This is a genomic window from Bradyrhizobium sp. AUGA SZCCT0158 (assembly GCF_018130065.1).
In the GTDB taxonomy this organism is placed as follows: domain Bacteria; phylum Pseudomonadota; class Alphaproteobacteria; order Rhizobiales; family Xanthobacteraceae; genus Bradyrhizobium.
The window spans coordinates 21,038-40,896 of sequence record NZ_JAFCME010000009.1; the positions used below are offsets into that span (position 1 = coordinate 21,038).

General features: G+C 63.3%; 17 protein-coding genes and 3 pseudogenes. 7 read left to right on the top strand and 13 right to left on the bottom strand.

What is annotated here, in order from left to right; genetic code table 11:
* The first annotated feature begins 136 nt into the window (after positions 1 to 136).
* The 3 genes from JQ574_RS14715 (at position 137) to JQ574_RS14725 (ending at position 2,337) form a co-directional block, all read left to right on the top strand.
* Positions 137 to 628 carry a cupin domain-containing protein gene (locus JQ574_RS14715; RefSeq protein WP_212206934.1) on the top strand — a complete coding sequence of 164 codons (492 nt, stop codon included), beginning with the start codon at positions 137 to 139 and terminating at the stop codon, positions 626 to 628.
* 113 nt (positions 629 to 741) lie between these two features.
* On the top strand, positions 742 to 1,992 hold the full coding sequence (locus JQ574_RS14720) for an MFS transporter (RefSeq protein WP_212206935.1): 1,251 nt from the start codon (positions 742 to 744) through the stop codon (positions 1,990 to 1,992).
* A 111-nt stretch (positions 1,993 to 2,103) separates the two neighbouring features.
* On the top strand, positions 2,104 to 2,337 hold the full coding sequence (locus JQ574_RS14725) for a pentapeptide MXKDX repeat protein (RefSeq protein WP_212206936.1): 234 nt from the start codon (positions 2,104 to 2,106) through the stop codon (positions 2,335 to 2,337).
* A 212-nt stretch (positions 2,338 to 2,549) separates the two neighbouring features.
* Here JQ574_RS14725 and JQ574_RS14730 read toward each other — a convergent pair whose 3' ends face one another.
* Both JQ574_RS14730 and JQ574_RS14735 read right to left on the bottom strand, forming a co-directional pair.
* Positions 2,550 to 3,149: an NADPH-dependent F420 reductase gene (locus tag JQ574_RS14730; RefSeq protein WP_212206937.1), complete on the bottom strand. Its 600-nt coding sequence runs from the start codon at positions 3,147 to 3,149 to the stop codon at positions 2,550 to 2,552.
* 41 nt (positions 3,150 to 3,190) lie between these two features.
* Positions 3,191 to 3,636, bottom strand: a pseudogene (locus JQ574_RS14735) (ester cyclase).
* Positions 3,637 to 3,818: 182 nt separating this feature from the next.
* Between JQ574_RS14735 and JQ574_RS14740 the strand changes: the two are divergent.
* A pseudogene (locus JQ574_RS14740) lies at positions 3,819 to 4,747 on the top strand (LysR substrate-binding domain-containing protein).
* A 52-nt stretch (positions 4,748 to 4,799) separates the two neighbouring features.
* Here JQ574_RS14740 and JQ574_RS14745 read toward each other — a convergent pair.
* The 6 genes from JQ574_RS14745 to JQ574_RS14765 all read right to left on the bottom strand — a co-directional run bounded on the left by JQ574_RS14745 (position 4,800) and on the right by JQ574_RS14765 (position 11,515).
* On the bottom strand, positions 4,800 to 5,273 hold the full coding sequence (locus JQ574_RS14745) for a VOC family protein (protein ID WP_212207163.1): 474 nt from the start codon (positions 5,271 to 5,273) through the stop codon (positions 4,800 to 4,802).
* 183 nt (positions 5,274 to 5,456) lie between these two features.
* Positions 5,457 to 6,950, bottom strand: a complete 1,494-nt coding sequence (locus JQ574_RS14750; RefSeq protein ID WP_212206940.1) for a UbiA family prenyltransferase — start codon at positions 6,948 to 6,950, stop codon at positions 5,457 to 5,459.
* Positions 6,951 to 6,960: 10 nt separating this feature from the next.
* A complete protein-coding gene (locus JQ574_RS14755) occupies positions 6,961 to 8,640 on the bottom strand; it encodes a hypothetical protein (protein ID WP_212206941.1) in 1,680 nt (559 codons plus the stop codon).
* Between the two features lie 187 nt (positions 8,641 to 8,827).
* The gene (locus JQ574_RS14760; RefSeq protein ID WP_249119355.1) at positions 8,828 to 10,729 is read right to left on the bottom strand and encodes a Spy/CpxP family protein refolding chaperone; all 1,902 of its coding nucleotides are present in this window, start codon (positions 10,727 to 10,729) and stop codon (positions 8,828 to 8,830) included.
* A 302-nt stretch (positions 10,730 to 11,031) separates the two neighbouring features.
* Positions 11,032 to 11,166: a hypothetical protein gene (locus tag JQ574_RS35515; protein ID WP_283813732.1), complete on the bottom strand. Its 135-nt coding sequence runs from the start codon at positions 11,164 to 11,166 to the stop codon at positions 11,032 to 11,034.
* A gap of 139 nt (positions 11,167 to 11,305) precedes the next feature.
* Positions 11,306 to 11,515, bottom strand: coding sequence for a hypothetical protein (locus JQ574_RS14765; protein WP_212206942.1), 210 nt, complete (start codon positions 11,513 to 11,515; stop codon positions 11,306 to 11,308).
* Between the two features lie 187 nt (positions 11,516 to 11,702).
* Between JQ574_RS14765 and JQ574_RS14770 the strand changes: the two genes are divergently transcribed.
* Entirely contained in the window at positions 11,703 to 11,930 is a 228-nt protein-coding gene (locus JQ574_RS14770; RefSeq protein WP_212206943.1) for a cysteine rich repeat-containing protein, read from the top strand.
* A gap of 242 nt (positions 11,931 to 12,172) precedes the next feature.
* Here JQ574_RS14770 and JQ574_RS14775 read toward each other — a convergent pair whose 3' ends face one another.
* Complete coding sequence (locus JQ574_RS14775) at positions 12,173 to 13,168, bottom strand: ABC transporter substrate-binding protein (RefSeq protein ID WP_212206944.1); 996 nt, start codon at positions 13,166 to 13,168, stop codon at positions 12,173 to 12,175.
* A 372-nt stretch (positions 13,169 to 13,540) separates the two neighbouring features.
* On the opposite strand from JQ574_RS14775, the gene JQ574_RS14780 reads away from it, so the two are divergent.
* Together JQ574_RS14780 and JQ574_RS14785 are read left to right on the top strand one after the other, a co-directional pair.
* Complete coding sequence (locus tag JQ574_RS14780; RefSeq protein ID WP_212206945.1) at positions 13,541 to 14,272, top strand: protein-L-isoaspartate(D-aspartate) O-methyltransferase; 732 nt, start codon at positions 13,541 to 13,543, stop codon at positions 14,270 to 14,272.
* 55 nt (positions 14,273 to 14,327) lie between these two features.
* Positions 14,328 to 15,932, top strand: a pseudogene (locus tag JQ574_RS14785) (FAD-binding oxidoreductase).
* A 159-nt stretch (positions 15,933 to 16,091) separates the two neighbouring features.
* Here JQ574_RS14785 and JQ574_RS14790 read toward each other — a convergent pair.
* Genes JQ574_RS14790 through JQ574_RS14805 form a run of 4 tightly spaced genes read right to left on the bottom strand, consistent with a single transcriptional unit; the run spans position 16,092 to position 19,843 of the window.
* Positions 16,092 to 17,120 carry an ABC transporter ATP-binding protein gene (locus tag JQ574_RS14790; RefSeq protein WP_212206946.1) on the bottom strand — a complete coding sequence of 343 codons (1,029 nt, stop codon included), beginning with the start codon at positions 17,118 to 17,120 and terminating at the stop codon, positions 16,092 to 16,094.
* The gene (locus JQ574_RS14795; RefSeq protein ID WP_212206947.1) at positions 17,113 to 18,093 is read right to left on the bottom strand and encodes an ABC transporter ATP-binding protein; all 981 of its coding nucleotides are present in this window, start codon (positions 18,091 to 18,093) and stop codon (positions 17,113 to 17,115) included. The genes JQ574_RS14790 and JQ574_RS14795 overlap by 8 nt, the downstream gene beginning before the upstream one ends.
* Positions 18,090 to 18,911, bottom strand: coding sequence for an ABC transporter permease (locus JQ574_RS14800; protein WP_212206948.1), 822 nt, complete (start codon positions 18,909 to 18,911; stop codon positions 18,090 to 18,092). Before JQ574_RS14800 ends, JQ574_RS14795 begins: the two co-directional genes overlap by 4 nt.
* Positions 18,908 to 19,843, bottom strand: coding sequence for an ABC transporter permease (locus JQ574_RS14805; RefSeq protein WP_212206949.1), 936 nt, complete (start codon positions 19,841 to 19,843; stop codon positions 18,908 to 18,910). The genes JQ574_RS14800 and JQ574_RS14805 overlap by 4 nt, the downstream gene beginning before the upstream one ends.
* Positions 19,844 to 19,859 lie beyond the last annotated feature (16 nt).

Here is a 19,859-nt window from a genome sequence, read left to right on the forward strand (position 1 = left end):
CCGCGCTATCGAGTCGAGAGCCAACCGGCATTTCATTCCTCAAGTGGTTTCAACGAATGTCGTGACGTAGCCGGCCAGATCATCCGGGCCCCAGGCAACGTAAAGGCAACGTAAAGGCAAACGAGGAGACAACGACATGTCCACATCCAACGTCACATCCCGCACGCGCTGGCACGGCCTCGCGCTTGCCGGCATTTTCGCGGGCTCGCTCGCGACCGCACCGGCGGCTTTCGCCGGCGAATGTCCTGCCGGCAAGATGCAGGCCAATGTCCGCGACAAGGTCGACCACAAGGCGGTCGGCGTCACCGACGTCACGCTCGGCGCGATCAACCTCGAGAAACAGCCGGCCAACATCAGGGATCGCGAACTGCGCTTCCGCAAGCTGACGATCGAGCCCGGCGGCATCGTGCCGTGGCACAGCCATGACGACCGTCCGGCGCTGATCTTCGTGCAGCAGGGCGAAATCGTCGAATACGCCAGCAACTGCGCCGAACCGATCGTGCACAAGGCCGGCGAGATCAGACCCGAAGTCGCCGGCGTGTCGCACTGGTGGAAGAATCTCGGCAAAGAGACGGTCATTCTCTATGTCGGCGACGTTCGCAAGGATCCGCATGACCACCACATGTAACCGGATGTAACGCGCGCTTCCGGCGCCCGTTGCCGATGTGACGTCCTAGGATCCCCCGTGTTGCCCCGCACGCCCAGGCGTCACATCCCTTCCATCACCCAGCGAGACGCGCCATGGCCGATACCTCCGTGCCAATGAAAATGCACGCCATAAACATGCGCGACCCCTCGCCGGGCGTGGTGCTGCGCTCGCTCGTCATCGGCCTCACGGCCTTTCTCACCGTGGTCGACCTGTTCGCGACACAGGCCATCCTGCCCTCCCTGACGAAGCATTATGATGTAACCCCGGCCGCGATGGGTGTTGCGGTCAATGCCAGCACCCTGGGCATGGCAGTCGCAAGTATCGTGGTCGGCTCCCTTAGCCGGTATATCGACCGTCGGTTCGGCATCCTCGTGAGCCTCGTTCTGCTCGCGGTTCCCACGACGCTGCTGGCGGGCGCACCCGATCTTACCGCGTTCACCATCCTGCGTGTGTTGCAGGGACTTTGCATGGCGTCGGCCTTTGCCTTGACGCTGGCCTATCTCGGCGAGCAATGCAGCTCGATGGACGCCGGCGGCGCGTTCGCGGCCTATATCGCCGGCAATGTCGCCAGCAATCTGATCGGCCGGTTGTTGTCGGCCGCGCTGGTCGATACGTTCGGGCTGGCGTCGAATTTCTATTTCTTCGCACTGCTCAATCTGGCCGGTGCGGCGCTGGTGTATTTCACGGTGTCGCGCGCCAGGCCGATGCATGCGATGCCGGCGGCGCTGTCTCCGTTCGAGGCAAGCATCGCCCATTGGCGCAACCCGTCGCTGCGCGCCGCCTACGCGATCGGATTCTGCATCCTGTTCGCTTTCATCGGCACCTTCACTTTCGTCAACTTCGTTCTGGTCCGCGAGCCGCTGTCGCTCGGACGAATGGACCTCGGGCTCGTCTATCTCGTCTTTGCACCCTCCGTGATCACGACGCCGTTTGCCGGAAGAGCCGTCGCACGGTTTGGCTCCCGGCAGGTGATCTCTGGTGCGCTCGCGCTCGCCGCAGTCGGCCTGCCCATGATGTTGTCATCGCATCTTCCGTACGTACTCGCCGGCATGGTGCTGGTCGGCGTCGGCACTTTCTTTGCGCAGGCCGCGGCGACGGGTTTCGTCGGTCAGGCCGCGCAGGACAACCGCGGCGTCGCCAGTGGGACCTATCTCGCCTGTTACTTCTTCGGCGGCATGGCGGGTAGCGCCGTGCTCGGCCAGCTGTTCGACCGTTTTGGCTGGAGCGCCTGCGTCGTGGGCGTCGGAGCGTCGCTCGCGATCGCGGCGATGATGACCACACAACTCAAACTTCCATCTAACAGAGGAGAGACGCCAATGATGCCGGCAATGATGGCTGATTGATCACAGCGATTTGTTCACCACCGTTCGATCGTCATTCGTAACGAAGGCCGATCGATCAACGTAATCGAAACAGCGGCTCACCGCTAACACGCACAACAAAGGGTACTGAACATGACAACCAAGAATCTGCGCACCTTGCTCTCGATTTCCGCTCTCGCTCTCTCGGTCGGGCTTGCCTCCGCGCCCGCGGCCTACGCGCAGGACAAGATGGGCAAGGACGGGATGGCGAAAGATGCGATGTCCAAGGACGGCATGAAAAAGGACGATGCGATGTCCAAGGACGCGATGAAGAAGCACGACGGCATGTCGAAGGATGCGATGTCGAAAGACGGAATGAAGAAGTAAGGTCCGGTCGCCAGAAAGCTGCAGGCTCGGTTCGGTGAAGCGAGCCTGCTATTCTTCCCTTGTCATGGCATGGGCGAGGCGCCGATGGGCGGCCTGTTGTTGTTCACCGGCGTCACGCCTGACACGGACCGGGAGAATGACCCGCCTGGGGCGCGCCGGTTCGGCGTCGATTACCTTTGTCCGCGTCAGGACGCCTGGCGAATAGCGGACTTTCAGGCGATCTTGATGAGATCTTGATTTGGCAATGGACCGCCTGGAAATTGCGCAAGCTTGCCGCCGACCGCTAGCGATCCAAGATCGATTCCGACGAAGCCGATCCTCTCGATGAGCGCTGCCACCTCCGCCTTCGCGGCGCCGTCGTTGCCGGAATAAAACAGCACGCGCCGTCCTCCGCCCGATCGCGGGTCCGCGGCGAGCACTTCTGCACGGAGATGATTGAACGCCTTGACGACGCGTGCTCCGGGTACGAGGTCGGCGACCAACTCGCTCGATACCCGGCCGTGGAGGTCAACCGGCTTGAACAAGGGTGCCTCGATCGGATTGTTGGCGTCGATGAGAATGCGCCCGGACCATTCCGGCAGACCCGCCAGCGCCGCCGACAACTTCGTCCAGTTGACAGCAACGAAGACGATGTCGGCGCGTGCGGCTTCCTCGCGTGATCCGGCCTTGATCGATGGTCCAACTTCCCGGACGAGTTCACTCAGCGACTCCGGGCCGCGGCTGTTGGAGATTGTCGCCTCGGTGCCTGTCCGAGCCAGCACCCGCGCAAAGGCTGCGCCGATGGCGCCTGAACCGATGATGCCAATTGACATGGAATGTTCCTGTCAGGGTCGTATGTGATGGACGAACAGGATCAGGAGCGAGCCGCCGTTGCGGGCGGCCACGCGCCGAGTTGCTGCATGAGCGAGAAAAGATTGGCCACGCCCAGTGATCGGTGATCTTGCCGTCACGCACACGCATGACGTCGACGGTCTCGAATTGAATCTTGCGGCCCGTCGCCGCCACGCCAAGGAAGTCTCCCTGGTGCGTCCCGTGATAGGTCTTGTAGGTCGTCACACGATCTCCATCGGCAATCTGCCAATGGATGTCGGCGTGAAAGTCGGGAAACGCGGCCCGAAGAATTTTGTAGAGCTGCCGCGCACCGTCCTTATCGGGCGTGCGTCCCGGCTGCGGCGTGTGATCAAGAAAATCGTCGGCGAACAGTTCTTCGAACACTTCGAAATTCCCGCCGCCCTGGACCTCTTCGGTGTTGCGGCGGATGACGGCCTTGGCGGCTTCGCTGATGTCGTTGGTGGTCATGACTTGCTCCAAATGGGTTTTGCCTTCGGTGCTCCGGCGCCTGCCGCTGACCGGGAAGCTGGGGCTCCCGGGCGAGCGCGGTGCCGTACCCCCGCTTCGGAAGCCCATACCGCCACTTTTATTGCTGCGTGATTAGCCGGTAATTGCTATACTTACTTTCAATGATTGCTTGAAAGTGTCGTATGGAAACGCTGGCAAATCTCGAATCCTTCGTGGAAGCGCCGAAACAGGCGGATTTTCCGCTGCCGCGCGGCGCCTGTCGCTCACCCCGGCCGCGGTGAGCCGCAACGTTGCAATGCTGGAGCGGAATCTCGGAATTCGTCTCTTTCAGCGCAGCACGCGCAAGCTCACGCTGACCGAGGCCGGCGAGCGCTTCCTCCACGCCATCCGAAACAATCTCGACGAGCTGCAGGCGTCGATTGCGAGCGTCGCAACGGACCGCGGCGAACCGGCCGGCGTGCTCAGGGTCAGCATGGGCATGACGTTTGGCGTCGAATACATCCTGCCGCTGCTGCCGGAGTTCCTGAAAAATTATCCGCGCGTTCGCGCCGACTGGCAGTTCGAGAACCGGCAAGTCGATTTGATTGCTGAAGGCTTCGATGCTGCGATCGGCGGCGGGATCGATCTCGCGCCTGGTCTGGTATCGCGGGTCCTTGCGCCCGCTCACATCATCGCGGTGGCCTCGCCGTCTTACATGAAGGGAAGGACCCCGCCCGCCGATCCGTCGGGACTCGCCGCGCTTGATGGCATTGTCATGCGCTCCTCAAAAACCCGGCGTGTTCGTGAGCGCCCGATGCGCAACGCAGCGGGCGACGAGATGACGGTCCCTCTCAAGCCCACCATCACGTTCGACGATCCGGAGGCGATGTGCCAGGCTGCGGTGCTCGGCATGGGCGTCACGCAGATCGTGGTGGCACACGCGCTGCGGCATCTGGAGAGCGGCGCGCTCGTGCGGCTGGTGCCGCAATGGTATGCCGACGCGGGCGCAATCTCGGTCTACTATGTCAGCCGCACCTTGATGCCGGCCAAGACGCGCCTCTTCGTCGATTTCGTAGCGGAAGCATTTCGACGTCAGCGGTTTGCCGAGCGGTTTGCCGGCAGCATTGGTTAGGTGGGCAGGCGCGACGACTGAGCCGCGCCAAGCCAGGGCTATCCCGGGAACATCAGCCGCGCCGCGCGGCCTCGATCGCGGCGACGTCAATTTTCTTCATGGTCATCATGGCATCGAAGGCGCGCTTGGCTTCAGCGCCGCCGGCCGCCATCGCCTCCAGCAGCACGCGCGGCGTGATCTGCCAGGAGACGCCCCATTTGTCCTTGCACCAGCCGCACGCACTCTCCTGGCCGCCATTGCCGACGATGGCGTTCCAGTAGCGATCGGTCTCTTCCTGGTTTTCGGTGGTGATCATAAACGAGAATGCTTCGGTCTGCTTGAACGCAGGGCCGCCGTTGAGGCCGATACAGGAGACGCCGGCAACCGTGAAATCGACCGTCAGCACGTCGCCCTTTTTGCCGGACGGGTAGTCACCGGGGGCACGGTGGACGGCGTGCACGGCGCTGTCGGGAAAGACTTCGGCGTAGAAGCGGGCGGCCGCCTCGGCGTCCTTGTCGTACCAGACGCAAATCGTGTTTTTCGCAATCTTCTTGGCCATTTCACATCCTTTCGGTTCGCTTGGCTGCCGCTTGCGGTATCCAGCCGGCCTGATCGGCCCGGCGAAACGACGAACGGGGTCGGCCGAATCCGACACCGTCCTGCGGCTTTTTTTGGTTATTTTGCGGGGCGCCAACGCGGAACCTCCGCGCGTCCTGCGCAAGTGGCGGTATCAGCCGAACACGCCCGACCAAGCCAGTCCGAAGCACACCATCAGGGCACCGCCGAGCGCCAGGCTCGGCCGATCGGTGACGGCAAACGCCACGGGGTCGTCGTGCAACTCGCTGCGTCCGCATTTCAGCCAGATCCGGCAGACGAACAGGAACAGGATGGCCGGAAAGGCCCAGAGCCAGGCGGTGTTGCCATAAAAACTCTGCCGGAAGGCGTCGTTGATGATGTAGAGCACCATGATGAGCACGGCGGCCACCCCCGTCGCCATGCCGATGCCCATGATGAGCGGCAAGTCGATGGATTTGTAGCCGCGGCCGCGGACTTCGGTTCCGCCGCGCTCGATGACGCGGGCGACCTCGGTGTGGCGTTTGGCGAAGCTGAGCGAGGCGAACAGGAACATCGCGAACACCAAGAGCCAGGGCGACGGCGGCGCCCCTGACGCCACGATGCCCGCGCCGAGGCGCAGCGTGAACAATCCGGCGAGAACAAAACCGTCGAGAATGGGGATGCGCTTCAGCGCGAACGAATAGAGCAGGGTTACGGCCAGATACAGCAGCACGACGGCAACGGTGGCCGGCCCGGCCAGCGCCGCCACGGCGATGCCGGCGAACAGTCCGATCGGAACGGCGGCGATCGCCGTTGCCAGCGGCAGGCGTCCGCTCGCCAGCGGCCGGTTTCGCTTCGACCAGTGGCTGCGGTCATCCGTCAGGTCCCAGATGTCGTTGACGAGATAGGTGGATGAGGCGACCAGACCGAGCGCAAGGAACGCGCATGTCGTCGCGTAGACCGCGTCGACGTGGGAGACCAGTCCGGCGAGGATGAGCGGCACGAAAACCAGCGCGTTCTTCGCCCATTGGTGCGGGCGCATGCTGCGCACCAATGCACGGATCCGGGACGGCCGCGGGAACACCCTGGCGACGGTCGCGACGCTGGCGGCGGCGTGCTCTACCGAACTTGCCGCTTCGACGACGATGGCATTGTTGGCGCGGCGCCAGATCGGAATATCGGCGCGGGCATCGCCGGCATAGTCGAATCCATCAGGAAATCGTTCAGCGAGAACCTGTGCCTTCGCTTCGCCCTTCAGGTTGCGCAAGCCGTCGCTGCCGATGACGCCGCGAATGAAAGCAATCCGCCGCACAACCTTTTCCGCGACCTTGGCGTCGGCGGCGGTGGCGACATAGACCGGCCGTCCGCTCGCCGCGATATCGGCCGCGTAGGCGAGCAGTTCTTCATTGAACGGCAGAACTTCCGGTTCGATGTTCGTCTCTTCGGCGAGACGACGCTTGAGATAGGCGCGGCCACGCAGCATCCACAGGCCGATCTCGAACAACCGCCACGGCGCGGCTCGAAGCAGCGCGAGCACGGTCTCGAGCAGCATGTCCGCGCGGACCAGCGTGCCATCGAGATCGAGGATCAGCGGCCGCGGTTGCGGTGCCTCGCGCGGATCGGAGAGTGGCGAATCGGAGAGTGCAAGCGGCAGGGGTAAGGTAGACATGCGGGCCCTTTCAGCGGGTACGGCTGTAGAAATCCCAGCAGGGATGCAGCCTGTGTCGCGTGAACTCCCGTTCCAGCACGGTGCGGAAGGTCGCAGGATTGGTGTCGGTCGCGCCCGGGAGAATGCAGGTGCGGAAGAACACACCGTCCGCGTCCGCCAGATAGGCTGACGCGTCGGCTACGGAGAAGGCCGGCACGGTTCGGCGGAAATCCATCGCCAGCGTGGTGCCGCGCGCGGGTGTCAGGCCGAGAAGCCGCGGAAAGGATTCGGCGAAATCGATGGTCGTATAGCGCTGCGCCTTGGTCGCGTAGCCAAGCCGCTGGAAGTTCGCGCCGGCCTCGGCAACGCTGATGGCCCATGCCGCGCGCGTGGCCGGGCTGGTGCTGCCGGGATCGCCGTCGAGATCGAAGCCGTTGTTGGCGGTCTCGTCGAGGAAAGGCAGCCATTCGGATTGCAGGCGCGTCATCAGCCGGGAGCCGGCGAGGGTGGCTGTTGGTACGCGCATGCCCGGAAGGAACGTCGCAAAGCCGTGGTCGGTCGTGCCCTGCTTTTCCCTTACAAAGGTCGAAACGACGCGCTTTTCGACGACATCGGCCACTGGCAGCACCAGCGTCGCGCCGAGGACCGCCGCGGCGATCAGACGCCAGCCACGGGTCGTGCGCAGGCTCGGGTGGAAAAGGACGGCCGCGGCGGCCATCAAGCCGACGCCGCCGGTGTTCTGACTCTCCGCGGCCAGTGCGACCGCGACCAGCAGCGCTGCGTCCACGACGAAGGCTTCGCGGGCGAGGGTGTCGCGCACGAAATTGAGCGGACGCCGAACCGCCGCGGTGAAATCGAGTTCGCGGGCCGCGAGCACGACGATCGTGATCGTGACCACAAGCGGCAGCCAATTGCGAGCCGCGGAGGCGGCGAGCCGGAAAGCGGCGCCGCCCCGGTTCAAAGCACTCATCGAGACGATGTCGTGCAGGTAGCCGGAGACGAGCCCTCCGGTCGCCAGTTCGACCAGTCCCGCCAACGCTGCGGCAACGAACAGCATGGCGAACAGCGCGGCGGCTCGCGCGCGACCGAGCAGCACGGCCGTAACGACGAGGCCGAGCATTGCGATAGCGGCGGTGATCTTGATGAAGATCAGGGCGGTCAGCAGGTAACCCAGCAACACGCCGTCGCCACGGGCCTTTGGCAGCACATACCACAATGCCGCCAGGAACAGGATCGCGGTGGCGAAACGGTTATAGGTGGCAAAATAGCTGATCTCGGAGAGCATGGTGGAGTCGAGCGTGTAGGGCACGAGAACCACCACGGCGAGAACCGCGAAGCTGGCGGCAAAACCCCAGGGCGATTGAATGCGCGACGCGATGACGGCGAACGGCGGCACCACCATCAGCCACGCCAGCGCGTGCAGGCCGATGAACGGCTGCCCGCCGGGAAACAGGCGTTCGGCAAAATGGGTCAGATAAAGCGTGAGCGCGCCGATCGGCGAAGAAAAATCGACGTGCGGAATTTGGCCGTGGCCGATGCGATAGGCGCCATCGAGGATGAAGACGAAATCCCACACCGCGCGGCCGTAGGGAACGACGTGGACCATGGCCGCAACTGCCACGACCAGGACCGTGAAGGCTGCAATCGCGGCGATCCGCCAATTGAAAGGTGCTGCCCGGGACCTGATGAGGTCATAACTTGCTTCCGACATATCGAACCCTCAGCTATCGCGCTTCGGTCGATATGGTCTTTTGGAGCGGGAGCAAACTCGATTTAAGATTTACGGTAACTATTTAAGATGAACGCTCATCGCACTGCTTTGCGGCGTCTCAGAGTGACGCTGTTGACACAACAATGTCGATCATTGGCACACAATTTCGGCGATCGATCGCTTGCAATCAGCGGCCCGCGAACCGTCCCAGCGTGTTGAAGCGCGCCTTCTGCTCGCTGGCCAGCGTGGCATAGAAATCGTCGAGCGCCGGCTGCACCAGCTTGGCTGACTGCAGCATGGCCTCGAGCCGCTTCTCCATCGCCTCCAGGCGTCCGACCGGCGTGAGCGGCACGTCCACCGGACAAGCCGCCTGCAGCGTCTGAACGGCCTTCTCCGTCGCGTCGCGCAGGCGGTCGAGCGCTTCCTTTTGCTTGCCCGCCGGACGTATCACCGTCTCGATCCGTTCGATCGGCAGGTTGGTCAGGCTGGGCTTCGGCTCGCCGCAAGTATCCTGCGCGTTTGCTTCCTGCTGCGGCTGCGGTTTCGAACGATCGCCGATATCAGGACCGAGCGCGTTGAAGCGAGCCTGTTGCTCGTCACTGAGCGCGCCATAGAATTTCTCCAGGGCCGGCCGCACGGTCCGCACCGCCTCGAGCGTGGCGCTGATGCGGTTCGTCATCGACCGCAAGCGGCCGGGCGGAGTCATCGCATACTGATCGCCGCAGGATTCCTTGAACGCGGCAGCGGCCATTGCAGCTGCGTCCTTCAACTCGTCGAGCAATGCGCGCTGCTCGGACGTCGGCCGCACCGCTTCCTCGATTGAAGCAATCGGCCATGCGGTGATGCCCTTTTCAGGCGCTTCGCACAGTTGCCTGAGAGCCTGTTGGCTCATGCCCGAGCTGTCGCGCGGCCGGGAGCCGCCGATCACGCCGTCGCTCTCCTGGCGCCCGGTCGGGCTGAGCCTGGCGTAGGCGGAATACGGACTGTCCGCGCCCCAGAACACGGTATCGACGAAGTCATCATAGGCGTAGGCCCAATAACCGACGTCGTAGCCGGAGGGCCAGAACGTGTATTCGAAAATGTCGGAATAGGCATAGGGCCAGAACACGTGGCCGGCCCACGGCACGAATGCCGCGCGCAGGCCGCGCTTCCAGGCGTGGCGGGGAGCCCAGCCATGCCGCCCGCCCTCGAGCGCCGCCTGGACCTGCGGATCAGGATTGCTGCGGAAGCGTTCGGCAAACCGCCCGCGGGCGGCGGCCTGCACGGCTGCACCGACGGTCTCGGCCTGCCTGCCGGAAGGCGGCGGCATTCCCAATTCCTGCCGGCGCGCCACATCACGTTGCTGGAGGCGCTGCTCGCGCTGGAGCTGCCGCTGTTCGGTTTGCAGCAATCGTTGCTGCACGCGTTGCGCCCGCACGCCATCCGGCTGGCGCGCCTGCAGCTCCTGCACGCGCTTCTGCAAGCGGTCGATGCGCTGCTCGCGTTGCGCGCTCTCCCGGTTGAGCGTGTCGCGCTGCCGTTCCTGCGCGGTTTGCTGGAGCCGCTGCAGTCGCTCCTCGCGCTGGAGCTGCCGCTGTTCCGTCTGCAGCAAGCGTTGCTGGGCGCGCTGGGCGCGCTGGTCTTGCGGTTGTTGAGATTTCAGGTCCTGCACGCGCTGCTGCAGCCGGTCGATGCGCTCCTGGCGCGGCGCGTTGCGGGGCGAAAGCCCGTCGCGCTGCCGCTCCTGAATCGCCTGCTGTGGCGGCTGAATGCGCTGCTCGCGCTGGCCGATCCGATCCTGCCGGGATGGAGCCGCGGCAGCTGGTGCGCTTGGGCGCGGTGGTGCCGCGATCCTCGGAGCGGCCGGGCGCGGTGGCGCCGCGATCTGCGGCGCCGGACGCGGCGCCATGGCCGGACGCTGTTGCGGCGGAGCCGGACGCATTGCCGGCGCGGCGGGCCGCGCCATGGCAGGCGGCGGTGCAGGGCGGGCCATTGCAGGAGGTGGGGCGGGCCGCGCCATGGCGGGTGGCGGGGCGGCGGGCCGCGCCATGGCGGGTGGCGGGGCGGCAGGACGGGCCATGGCGGGTGGCGGGGCGGCAGGCCGCGCCATGCCGGGCGGCGGACCCGCGGGCCCGCCCGCGCCCGCAGGCGGACCATGCCTTTTCTCCTGAGCCGCGGATGAGCCGACGCTCGCCGCGACCATCGAAACGCCGAGAAGAAATGCTGAAAGGCGAAGGCTGGGTGCAAGCATGATCGTCGCTACCTGGCAGCTCGTTAGTCGCCCGTCACGCTCAACGCGCGAGCGCGGCAATCGGTCTATGACCGCCATTGCGGCTTTGCGACGCAGGCTGGCGGCGCGCAAGCCTGACGAAACTCAAGACCGGACGAAACTCAAAATCGGCGCAGGACTTTTTACGGTTGGCGGGTCGATTGCACGTCGAGCCGCTCGGCCTCAGCGGTCGCAACCACCGCCGCTGTTGCAGTGACGGCCAGGGCCACGATTGCGAAGGCAAGTCCGATGAATCTCAAGCCGCGCGTATCCGCCATCGGTCAGACCCTTATCCAAACGCATATCGAAGCGACGTCGCGACGCCGGCTGCCATGAGACTTGCAATGGCGGCCAGCGTCCAATCCGGTCGCGCGCTTTGTATTGCGAGGCCGGTCAGGGCCTTTGCAAAGCTTGCCATCACCAACTCTCGGATCCCAGGCGATCCAGATACGAAAGGCCGGAGCATGTCAGTTCTTCGGGATCGCTTTCACCAGCCTGCCATTTTCCGCTCAGGTACCTCTCAAGCGAGCAACGACGCGGATCGGCCGCGTCCACATCATCGTGCGTGGCCAAGTGCACTGTCCAGGCTCGATCGACAGCAGTCTTCAGCGGAAAATCGTCGTCCATTTCGAACTCCAAAATCTGTCGCGCTTACATTCAATTCGATCGGGCGACAAAAGTTGCCACTTTTTCCCGAGAATATGTTTCATCCCGGCGGATCGGATCAAAGGCCGGCGCTGCCACGGGGCTATGTCGATCGAGGAACCGCAGACCGGGAGCAACGTTTATTCCGGTCAACATAGGGAGCATCGTTATGCGTTCAATCGTCCTGGTTCTGGTCATTCTGCTGACCGAGACCTCGCTGTCTTTTGCACAGGGTCACAAGGGTACACCGCAAGAACAGCAGGCCTGCACACGAGATGCACAGCGCTTTTGCCGAAAGCAATTGGGCGATGATGGAGCGGTTCAAACATGCCTGCAACAGAACAGGGCCAAGCTGAGCTCGAGCTGCCAAAAGGTATTTGCCAGCCGCGGCATGTGAGGCGCTCTTTTCTTGAGTCGGCGCGTTGCAACGCGCCGGATTCCGAACGCGATGGTGAGCTTGTTGCCGTCGATCTCCACGGCGTGCCGTAGCCGAATTTCTGATGAAACACGCGATCGTCCCGAGAACTCCGAACCGTGCCGGTGGATTTGGCGGGCCAGTTCGCCCTCGATCAGCATCGTTGCCGAAAAGCGGACGTTCGAGCCCGATTATTCTGACGAACAACGAAAGTCACAATCCGCTTACTCGATTACTTCGTCGGCGCGAGCGAGCAACGGCTCTGGAAGCATCAACCCAATGTTGGTCGCAGCCTTGCGGTTAATGACGAGTTCGAATTTCGTAGGTTGTTGGAACGGAATATCACCGGGTTGCGCACCCTTGAGGATTTGATCAATCGTACGGGCGACTTGGCGAAAAATCTCCAGAAAGTCGATGCCATAGGCCATGAGCCCGCCGGCCTCCACAAATGAACGAAATGGATAAATGGCCGGCAGCCGGTACTTCTCAGCCAGCTCGCCGATTAGTTGTCGCTTCGTAATGTGTTCCGGACTGCCATCGACAAAGAGCGCGTCGGCGCCTTCCTGTGACATGAGGGCGAAGACACGACGATATTCTGGCTCGCTCCCACTATCGAGAAAAGAGGAGCCCACTACACTGATGCCTGCTTTCTCCGCCGTCGCCTGCATTGCAGCTCCTTCGGGGTTTCGTCGCAAAGCCAGAATTCCCAGCTTCGATATTGCTGGGGCGACCTCCCGGAAAAGCTGAAGCCTCTTGCCCCAAATCTCCAGTCCGGCATCGACGCTGACACCTGTGATATTGCCACCCGGCCGTGCCATGCTTGAGACAAGGCCCAGATCGACCGGATCGCTGGTCATCGCAACGATCGGGGTGGTGCGGGTCGAATCTTTGAGAGGGGCCACCATCCACACCGTGATCGCAAAAATCAGATCGAGACTGCGAGTTGAGACATCACGGGCGAGTTTAGGGTAGCTCTCGACACGCCCTTCGCCGGAATAGCGCTCGATTGTCAGATTCTGTCCCTCGACATAGCCGTGCCGGCGAAGCTCCTGGAAGAATTCGCGCCAGTACCGGAAACTGCTGACTTCGGTCAGCTCAGCTACCGGGTGCGATGGATGCAATATCGCGATCCGGTATACTTTCTTCGATTGTTGCGCCCGTGCCATCAACGGAAGCAGAGCGACCGTACCAATGGTTCCAATGAACTCGCGCCGTTTCATTCGATGACCTCTCACTGGATCTGAGCCGGCCGCTGAAGATCTCTTCACGAGCGAACTTACCGGACGCGACCAGCTGTGACGAATCGCCTATTGGGCTGCACCGCGCTTGCGGACCTTGAATCCGATGAGGGGCGTTAGTTCGGTCAGGTCCTCTGTCATACTTGATCGCAACAAGCGACGTTGCTTTGCGCGCATTTCCGCGGCGATGTGTGCGGAGAAGTCAACTTACCGGCCAAATGCAGTCATGGTATCAGGGCTTGCCGAATTACGGTCAGTCGCTGGACGCCGTGTTTTCGCGGCTGATGGGTCGAATCCACTCGTTGCCCTCAAGCGGTCGACGCGAATCGTGGACCGACTGGAGACCGCACCATCATGAAGAACTTGCTGCTGCTCGTGCTTTCCATGGTTGCCGTCGCGCGGGAAGCGACCGCACAGGACACCGAATGTGTCCGCGAACGCGCCGCCATGGTCGAAACCATCCGGGCCCACGCCCGGTCCTACGCCAGTGGTTTGGGACAGCAGGCCCTGTCGGAGAGGGTCCTCGAGGCCATGGGGCAAACGAAACGCCATCTGTTCATCCCTGAGCGATCTTGCTCCATCGCATACGCAGACAGGCCGCTTCCGATCGGCCTCGGCCAGACCATATCGCAGCCGTTCGTCGTCACCTTGATGACTGAGTTAGCCCGCATCGCTCCGGATTATGTCGTGCTCGAAGTCGGTACGGGCTCGGGCTATCAGGCCGCCATCCTTGCGCACCTGGCGCGAAAGGTCTGCACAATCGAGATTATCCCGGCATTGGCCGAGACGGCTGCGAAAACACTGAGAAACCTCGCGTATGAAAACGTAAGCGTCAGGCTTGGCGACGGTTATGGTGGCTGGCCCGAATGCGGTCCGTTTGACGCCATCGTCGTGACCGCCGCGCTCGGGCAGCCACCACCGCCGCTGATTGAGCAGCTTAAAGTGGGTGGTCGGCTCGTCATGCCGGTCGGGCCCGCTTACACCACTCAGCACCTCACGGTCGTCGAAAAAATTGCCCCCGACAAGACGACAACGCGCGCCGTCGCTCTCGTGCGCTTTGTGCCCTTTACGCGTTCACATGATTAAGAGCCGGTATGGCGGCTAACTCCAAACTCACAGTTGAAAACAGAACGAGGAAGCCATGAGCGATGCGAGGCTAAAACATTACGGTTGGGGCCGCGAAGACGAAGGCATGACTGCTGAGGAGCAGGCCTTTGTGCTCGGCCGTTACCGCGCAAAATTTGCACGCGATGCATTCGAGACAAAAGCTGTCCCGCGTCTCGAGGACCTGGCGCTACGCGCGCCGCGCGTGGCGCCGCCGGCCTCGCTTGCCGCTTTCTGCACGAGCGAACGCTACGATCGCGTCGCGCACGCGTAGGGCAAATCCTATCCAGACTACGTGCGAGCCATGCTCGGCGACTACGACAGCGCGCCCGACGTGGTCGCCTATCCACGCAACGAAGCAGAGATTTCCGCTGTGATGGATTGGGCCGGTGGTGCCAGCGCCTCGCTTACGCCATTCGGGGGCGGGTCGAGTGTCTGCGGCGGTGTCGAGTCGCGAGTCGACGGGCTTCGCTATAAGGCAGCGATCACTCTTGACCTCCGTAATCTCGGTAAGGTTATCGAGGTGGATCAGATATCGCGCGCCGCACTGATCGAAGGTGGTGCCTATGGTCCATCCCTGGAGAGCCAGCTTAAGCCGCATGGGCTCACGTTACGGCATTTTCCACAGAGTTTCGAATATTCAACCCTTGGCGGGTGGATCGCGACGCGATCGGGCGGCCATTTCGCTAGTCTCTACACGCATATTGACGATTTCGTCGAAAGCCTGCGCGTCGTAACCCCGCGCGGCGTGCTGGAAACGCGCCGCTTGCCGGGATCGGGTGCCGGACCGAGCCCCGACCGCATGTTCATCGGCTCGGAAGGCACGCTCGGGGTGATTTCGCGCGCCTGGATGCGATTGCAGCCACGCCCGAAATTCCGTGCCGGCGCATCGGTTCGTTTCCATTCGTTCTTCGGTGCGGCGCGCGCGCTGCGCGCCGTCGCACAGGCCGGCCTCTATCCATCGAACTGCCGCATCCTTGACGCGCAAGAGGCATTCAACACCGGCGCCGCCGATGGCAGCGTCGCGATCATGGTGCTGGGCTTTGAATCCGGCGACCATTCACCGGACGCCTGGATGGCACGCGCGCTCGAATGCTGCGCCGACCATGGCGGGACGCCGGAGGTCGCAAAGGCCGGCGATGCACATCTCGAAGGCACGGCAGGAATCTGGCGCAATGCATTCATTCGTATGCCCTATGCGCGCGAGTTTCTGACGCCGGCCGGTCTCATCAATGACACCTTTGAGACCGCTATCACCTGGGATCGGTTCGAAAGTTTCCACGATGAAGTGAAGGCGGCGACGGAGCGTGCGATCCTCCAGGCGACTGGCGTAAAAGGCGAGGTCACATGCCGCTTCACCCATGTCTATCCGGACGGGCCCGCACCGTATTTCTCCTTCCACGCACTCGGCCGCCACGGTGCTCTTCTGGAGCAGTGGCAGGCGATCAAGAATGCGGCCAGCGATGCGCTGATTGAGGCGGGTGGTACTATCACGCATCATCACGCTGTTGGCCGTGATCATCGGCCCTGGTACGATCGGCAGCGCCCGGGACTTTTCGCGGCCGCGTTTAGGGCAGCAAAAAGAGAACTCGATCCGCAAGGCATGCTCAACCCGGGAGTGCTCATCGATCCGCAAGGCTGATCGACGCGCCAGCGGGGTTGGCTGCGAGGGTGTGTCGAATGATTGTGCCATCCGCTGCGGTGCACGAGTCCGTTGCTGGCAAATAACCGACATGGCTGGTTTTCCGGTAAAGTCCCGTTTTTGGACTCATAGCGTCACGTGCTCACCGTCCTGGGTATTTCAGTTTTCCGTCGCGGCCAGCGCCGTCTCACCGGCAATCTCGTCGGCTCGCCAGCAGCGGACCGCGTGTCCGTCGGGGCGCGTTTCGAGCGATGGCCGGGGCTCGCGACGACACACGGCTTCGGCGTAACGACAGCGCGGACTGAACGCACAGCCGTCCGGCGGATTGAGCGGATTGGGAAGCTCACCCGGTATCGTAGCAAGCGGCGCGCGGCGCAGCGGATCGGGAATGGCGGATATCAGGGTCTGCGTATACGGGTGCGCCGGCCGTTCGAAGATCTCGCGCCAGTGGCCGCTCTCCACAATGCGGCCGAGATACATGACGGCGACCCGGTCGCTCATGTGCTCGACCACGCCGAGGTCGTGGCTGATCATGATGTAGGAGAGGCCGAGCGTTTCCTTCAGTTCCAGCAGCAGATTGATGATCTGGGCGCGGATCGAGACATCCAGCGCCGATACGGGTTCGTCACAGATGACAATCCTGGGATTGAGGATCAGCGCGCGGGCGATGCCGATGCGCTGACGCTGGCCGCCCGAGAATTCATGCGGGTAGCGGCCGGCTTGTTCGGGCCGCAGGCCGACATGCCGGAGCATCGCCGCGACACGGTCGTCGACCTCGCTCTTGGCCGTCACGCCGTGCAGGCGCAGCGGGTCTTCCAGCGTGCGGCGAACGGTCTGGCGCGGATTGAGCGAGGCATAGGGATCCTGAAACACGATTTGCACGATACGGGCCAGCGCCTTTCGATCGCCCGATCGCCCTCCCGTTACGACCTGTCCGTCCAGCACGATGCGGCCCCGCGTCGGTGCCTGCAGGCCCAGTATCGAAAGCGCCAAAGTCGACTTGCCGCATCCGGATTCGCCGACAAGACCGAGGCACTCGCCGCGCTTCAGTTCGAGATCGACGCCGTCGACCGCACGGAGCAGCCGCCGGCCGCCGCCCAGCAAGCCGCCACCAACGGGAAAATGGACCGCGAGATCCTCTACGCTGAGGATGACATCGTCGCCGGGTCTTACCGCCGGTTCATGCATGGTGATGGCACCTGACCAGCCCGCCCGCACCGAGCAACGTCGTCGCCGGCTCGGTGGTCCGGCAAACGTCGGTCGCCCGCGCGCAGCGTGGATTGAACCGGCAGCCGTCCGGGAAATCCGTGATCGCCGGCACGACGCCCGCAATCTCCGTCAGCCGTGTCCGGCCAAGCGCCGCGCGGCTCCCGAGCCGCGGAAGCGAGTCGACCAGGCCTTGCGTGTAGGGATGCGCGCTGGCGCGGAAGATGTCGTCCGAGCCGCGCTCCTCGACGATGCGGCCGGCATACATGACGGCGACGCGGCGGCACACATTGGCGACCAGGCCGAGATCATGGCTGATCATCAAGATGGCGGTGCCTCGCTCGGCGCATAGATTGCGCATCAGCTCGATGATCTCCGCCTGTACGGTGACGTCGAGCGCGGTGGTCGGCTCGTCGGCGATCAGAAGATCCGGCCCGCATGCGAGGGCGATGGCGATCATCACGCGCTGGCGCATGCCGCCCGAAAGCTGGTGCGGATAATCCTTCACCCGTCGTTCGGGTGCGGGGACGCGGACGCTCGCCAGCGCTTCCACCGCCAGCCGGTTGGCTTCCCGCCAGTCCTTGCCCTGATGCAGCACGAACATCTCGGCGATCTGCCGGCCCACGGGCGAGACCGGATTGAGCGCCGTCATCGGCTCCTGGAAGATCATGGCGATGCGGTTGCCGCGCAGTGCGCGTTGCTCGGCCGCCGAAAGGCTCTGGATTTCCCGGCCGTCAAATCGGATGGCGCCGGCGCCGATCGAAAGCGGCTGGCGCAACAGGCCGATCAAGGCGAGCGCGGTAATACTCTTGCCGCAGCCGGATTCACCGACGAGTCCAAAAGTCTCGCCACGGTCGATGCGGAACGAAACGCCCTCGACCGCCGCAACCTGGCTGGATCGATAGTTGAGATCGATGCGCAGATCCTCGACTTCGAGCAGAGGGGGCCCCGTCATGTGCGCCGGCTCCGCGACTGCGGATCGAGAACGTCACGCAAGCCGTCGCCGAGCAGATTGAGACCGAGCACCGTCAGGAAGATGGCGAGGCCGGGGAAGATCGACAGCCACGGGGCCGTCGTGATCTGGTCGCGGGCTTCCGAGAGCATGCTGCCCCAGCTTGGATAGGGCGGGCGGACCCCGAGGCCGAGGAACGAAAGGGCGGCTTCGGCCAGTATTGCGCCGCCCATGCCCAGCGTGCCGATGACGATGATCGGGCCGACCATGTTCGGCAGTAGCTGGGTGATCATGATGCGCAAATCGCCGTAGCCGAGCACTTTTGCGGCCTGCACATAGCCCTGGCTCTTGAGCGACAGCGTCGACGCCCGTGCGATCCGGCAGGTGAAGGACCAGTTGGTCAAGCCGAGCGCGATGAGCAGGCTGGTCAGGCCGGGTCCAAGGACCGCCATGATGGCCAGCGCAAAGATCAGCGACGGGATCGCGAGCATGAGATTGGTCAGCCCATTGACGAAATCGTCCCACCAGCCGCCCCAATAGCCCGCCGTCAGGCCCAGTGTCACGCCGATGACGCTGTTGACGAGCTGCGAGACGATGCCGACCGTCAGCGAGATGCGCGCGCCGTGCACGACGCGGGAATAAATGTCGCGGCCCTGCGCATCGGTGCCGAACCACCAGATCCAGCTCGGTGGCTCCTCGGCATTCAAGAGGTTGGCATCCATGACGGGATCGGTATGCGCCAGCCAGGGCGCGAGCAGGCCGACGAAGATCGCAAGCGCGAACAATGCCCCGCCGATAACGAGATTGGCCCCTAACCTCATGCGTATCTGATCCTGGGATCGATCACGGCATAGAGCAGGTCGATCATCGTATTGATGGTCAGAAAGAACAGTACCACCACGAGGATGGAGCCCTGGACGGCAGGAAGGTCGCGCTGCAGCACACTGTCGACCAGCAGCGAGCCGATGCCCGGCCAGGAGAACAGTTTCTCGACAACGACCGCCTGTCCCATCAACGCGCCGAATTGCAGGCCGATCGTGGTGAGAATGAGGACGAGCGCATTGCGCATCACATGCCATTTCACCACCCGGGTCTCGCTCATGCCCTTCGAGCGCGCGGTACGGACAAAATCCGCAGTCATGATCTCGAGAACCGCGGCGCGCGTCGTTCGCGCCAGCAGCGCCATCGGCGAGACGCCGAGGGTCACGGCAGGCAGGATCAGATATTTGAGCCCGCCATCGCCATAGCCGAAACTCGGCAGCCAGCCGAGTTTCAACGCAAACAGGTACATCAGCAGCAGCCCGAGCCAGAATTTGGCCATTGAAAGGCCCGACACCGCCAGGACCATCGAGAGCGTGTCGACGAAGCTGCCCGGCCGCAGCGCCGCGATGAACCCCAGCGGTACGCCGATTACGATCGCAAACGTCATGGACGCGAAGATCAATTGCAGCGTCGGCCACATTCGTTTGGCGAGCATGGTCGTGACCGGCTCGCGGGTCCGGAACGACGTCCCGAAATCACCGGTCGCGAGCTTGGCAATGTAGGAGCTGAAGCGGATGTAGACGGGATCGTCAAGGCCGAGCTGCTTCTTCATGCGCTCCACCACCGCCGGGTCCGTCGGGCCGCGGCCGTCATCGTTCATGCTCGATATGATGCTGCCCGGTACGACGCTGAACAGCACAAAGATCACCAGCACGACGGCCAGCACGGTCGGAACGGTTTGCAGGATTCGACGGATCGCGAACGAAAGCATCAGACCTGTTCCTCCC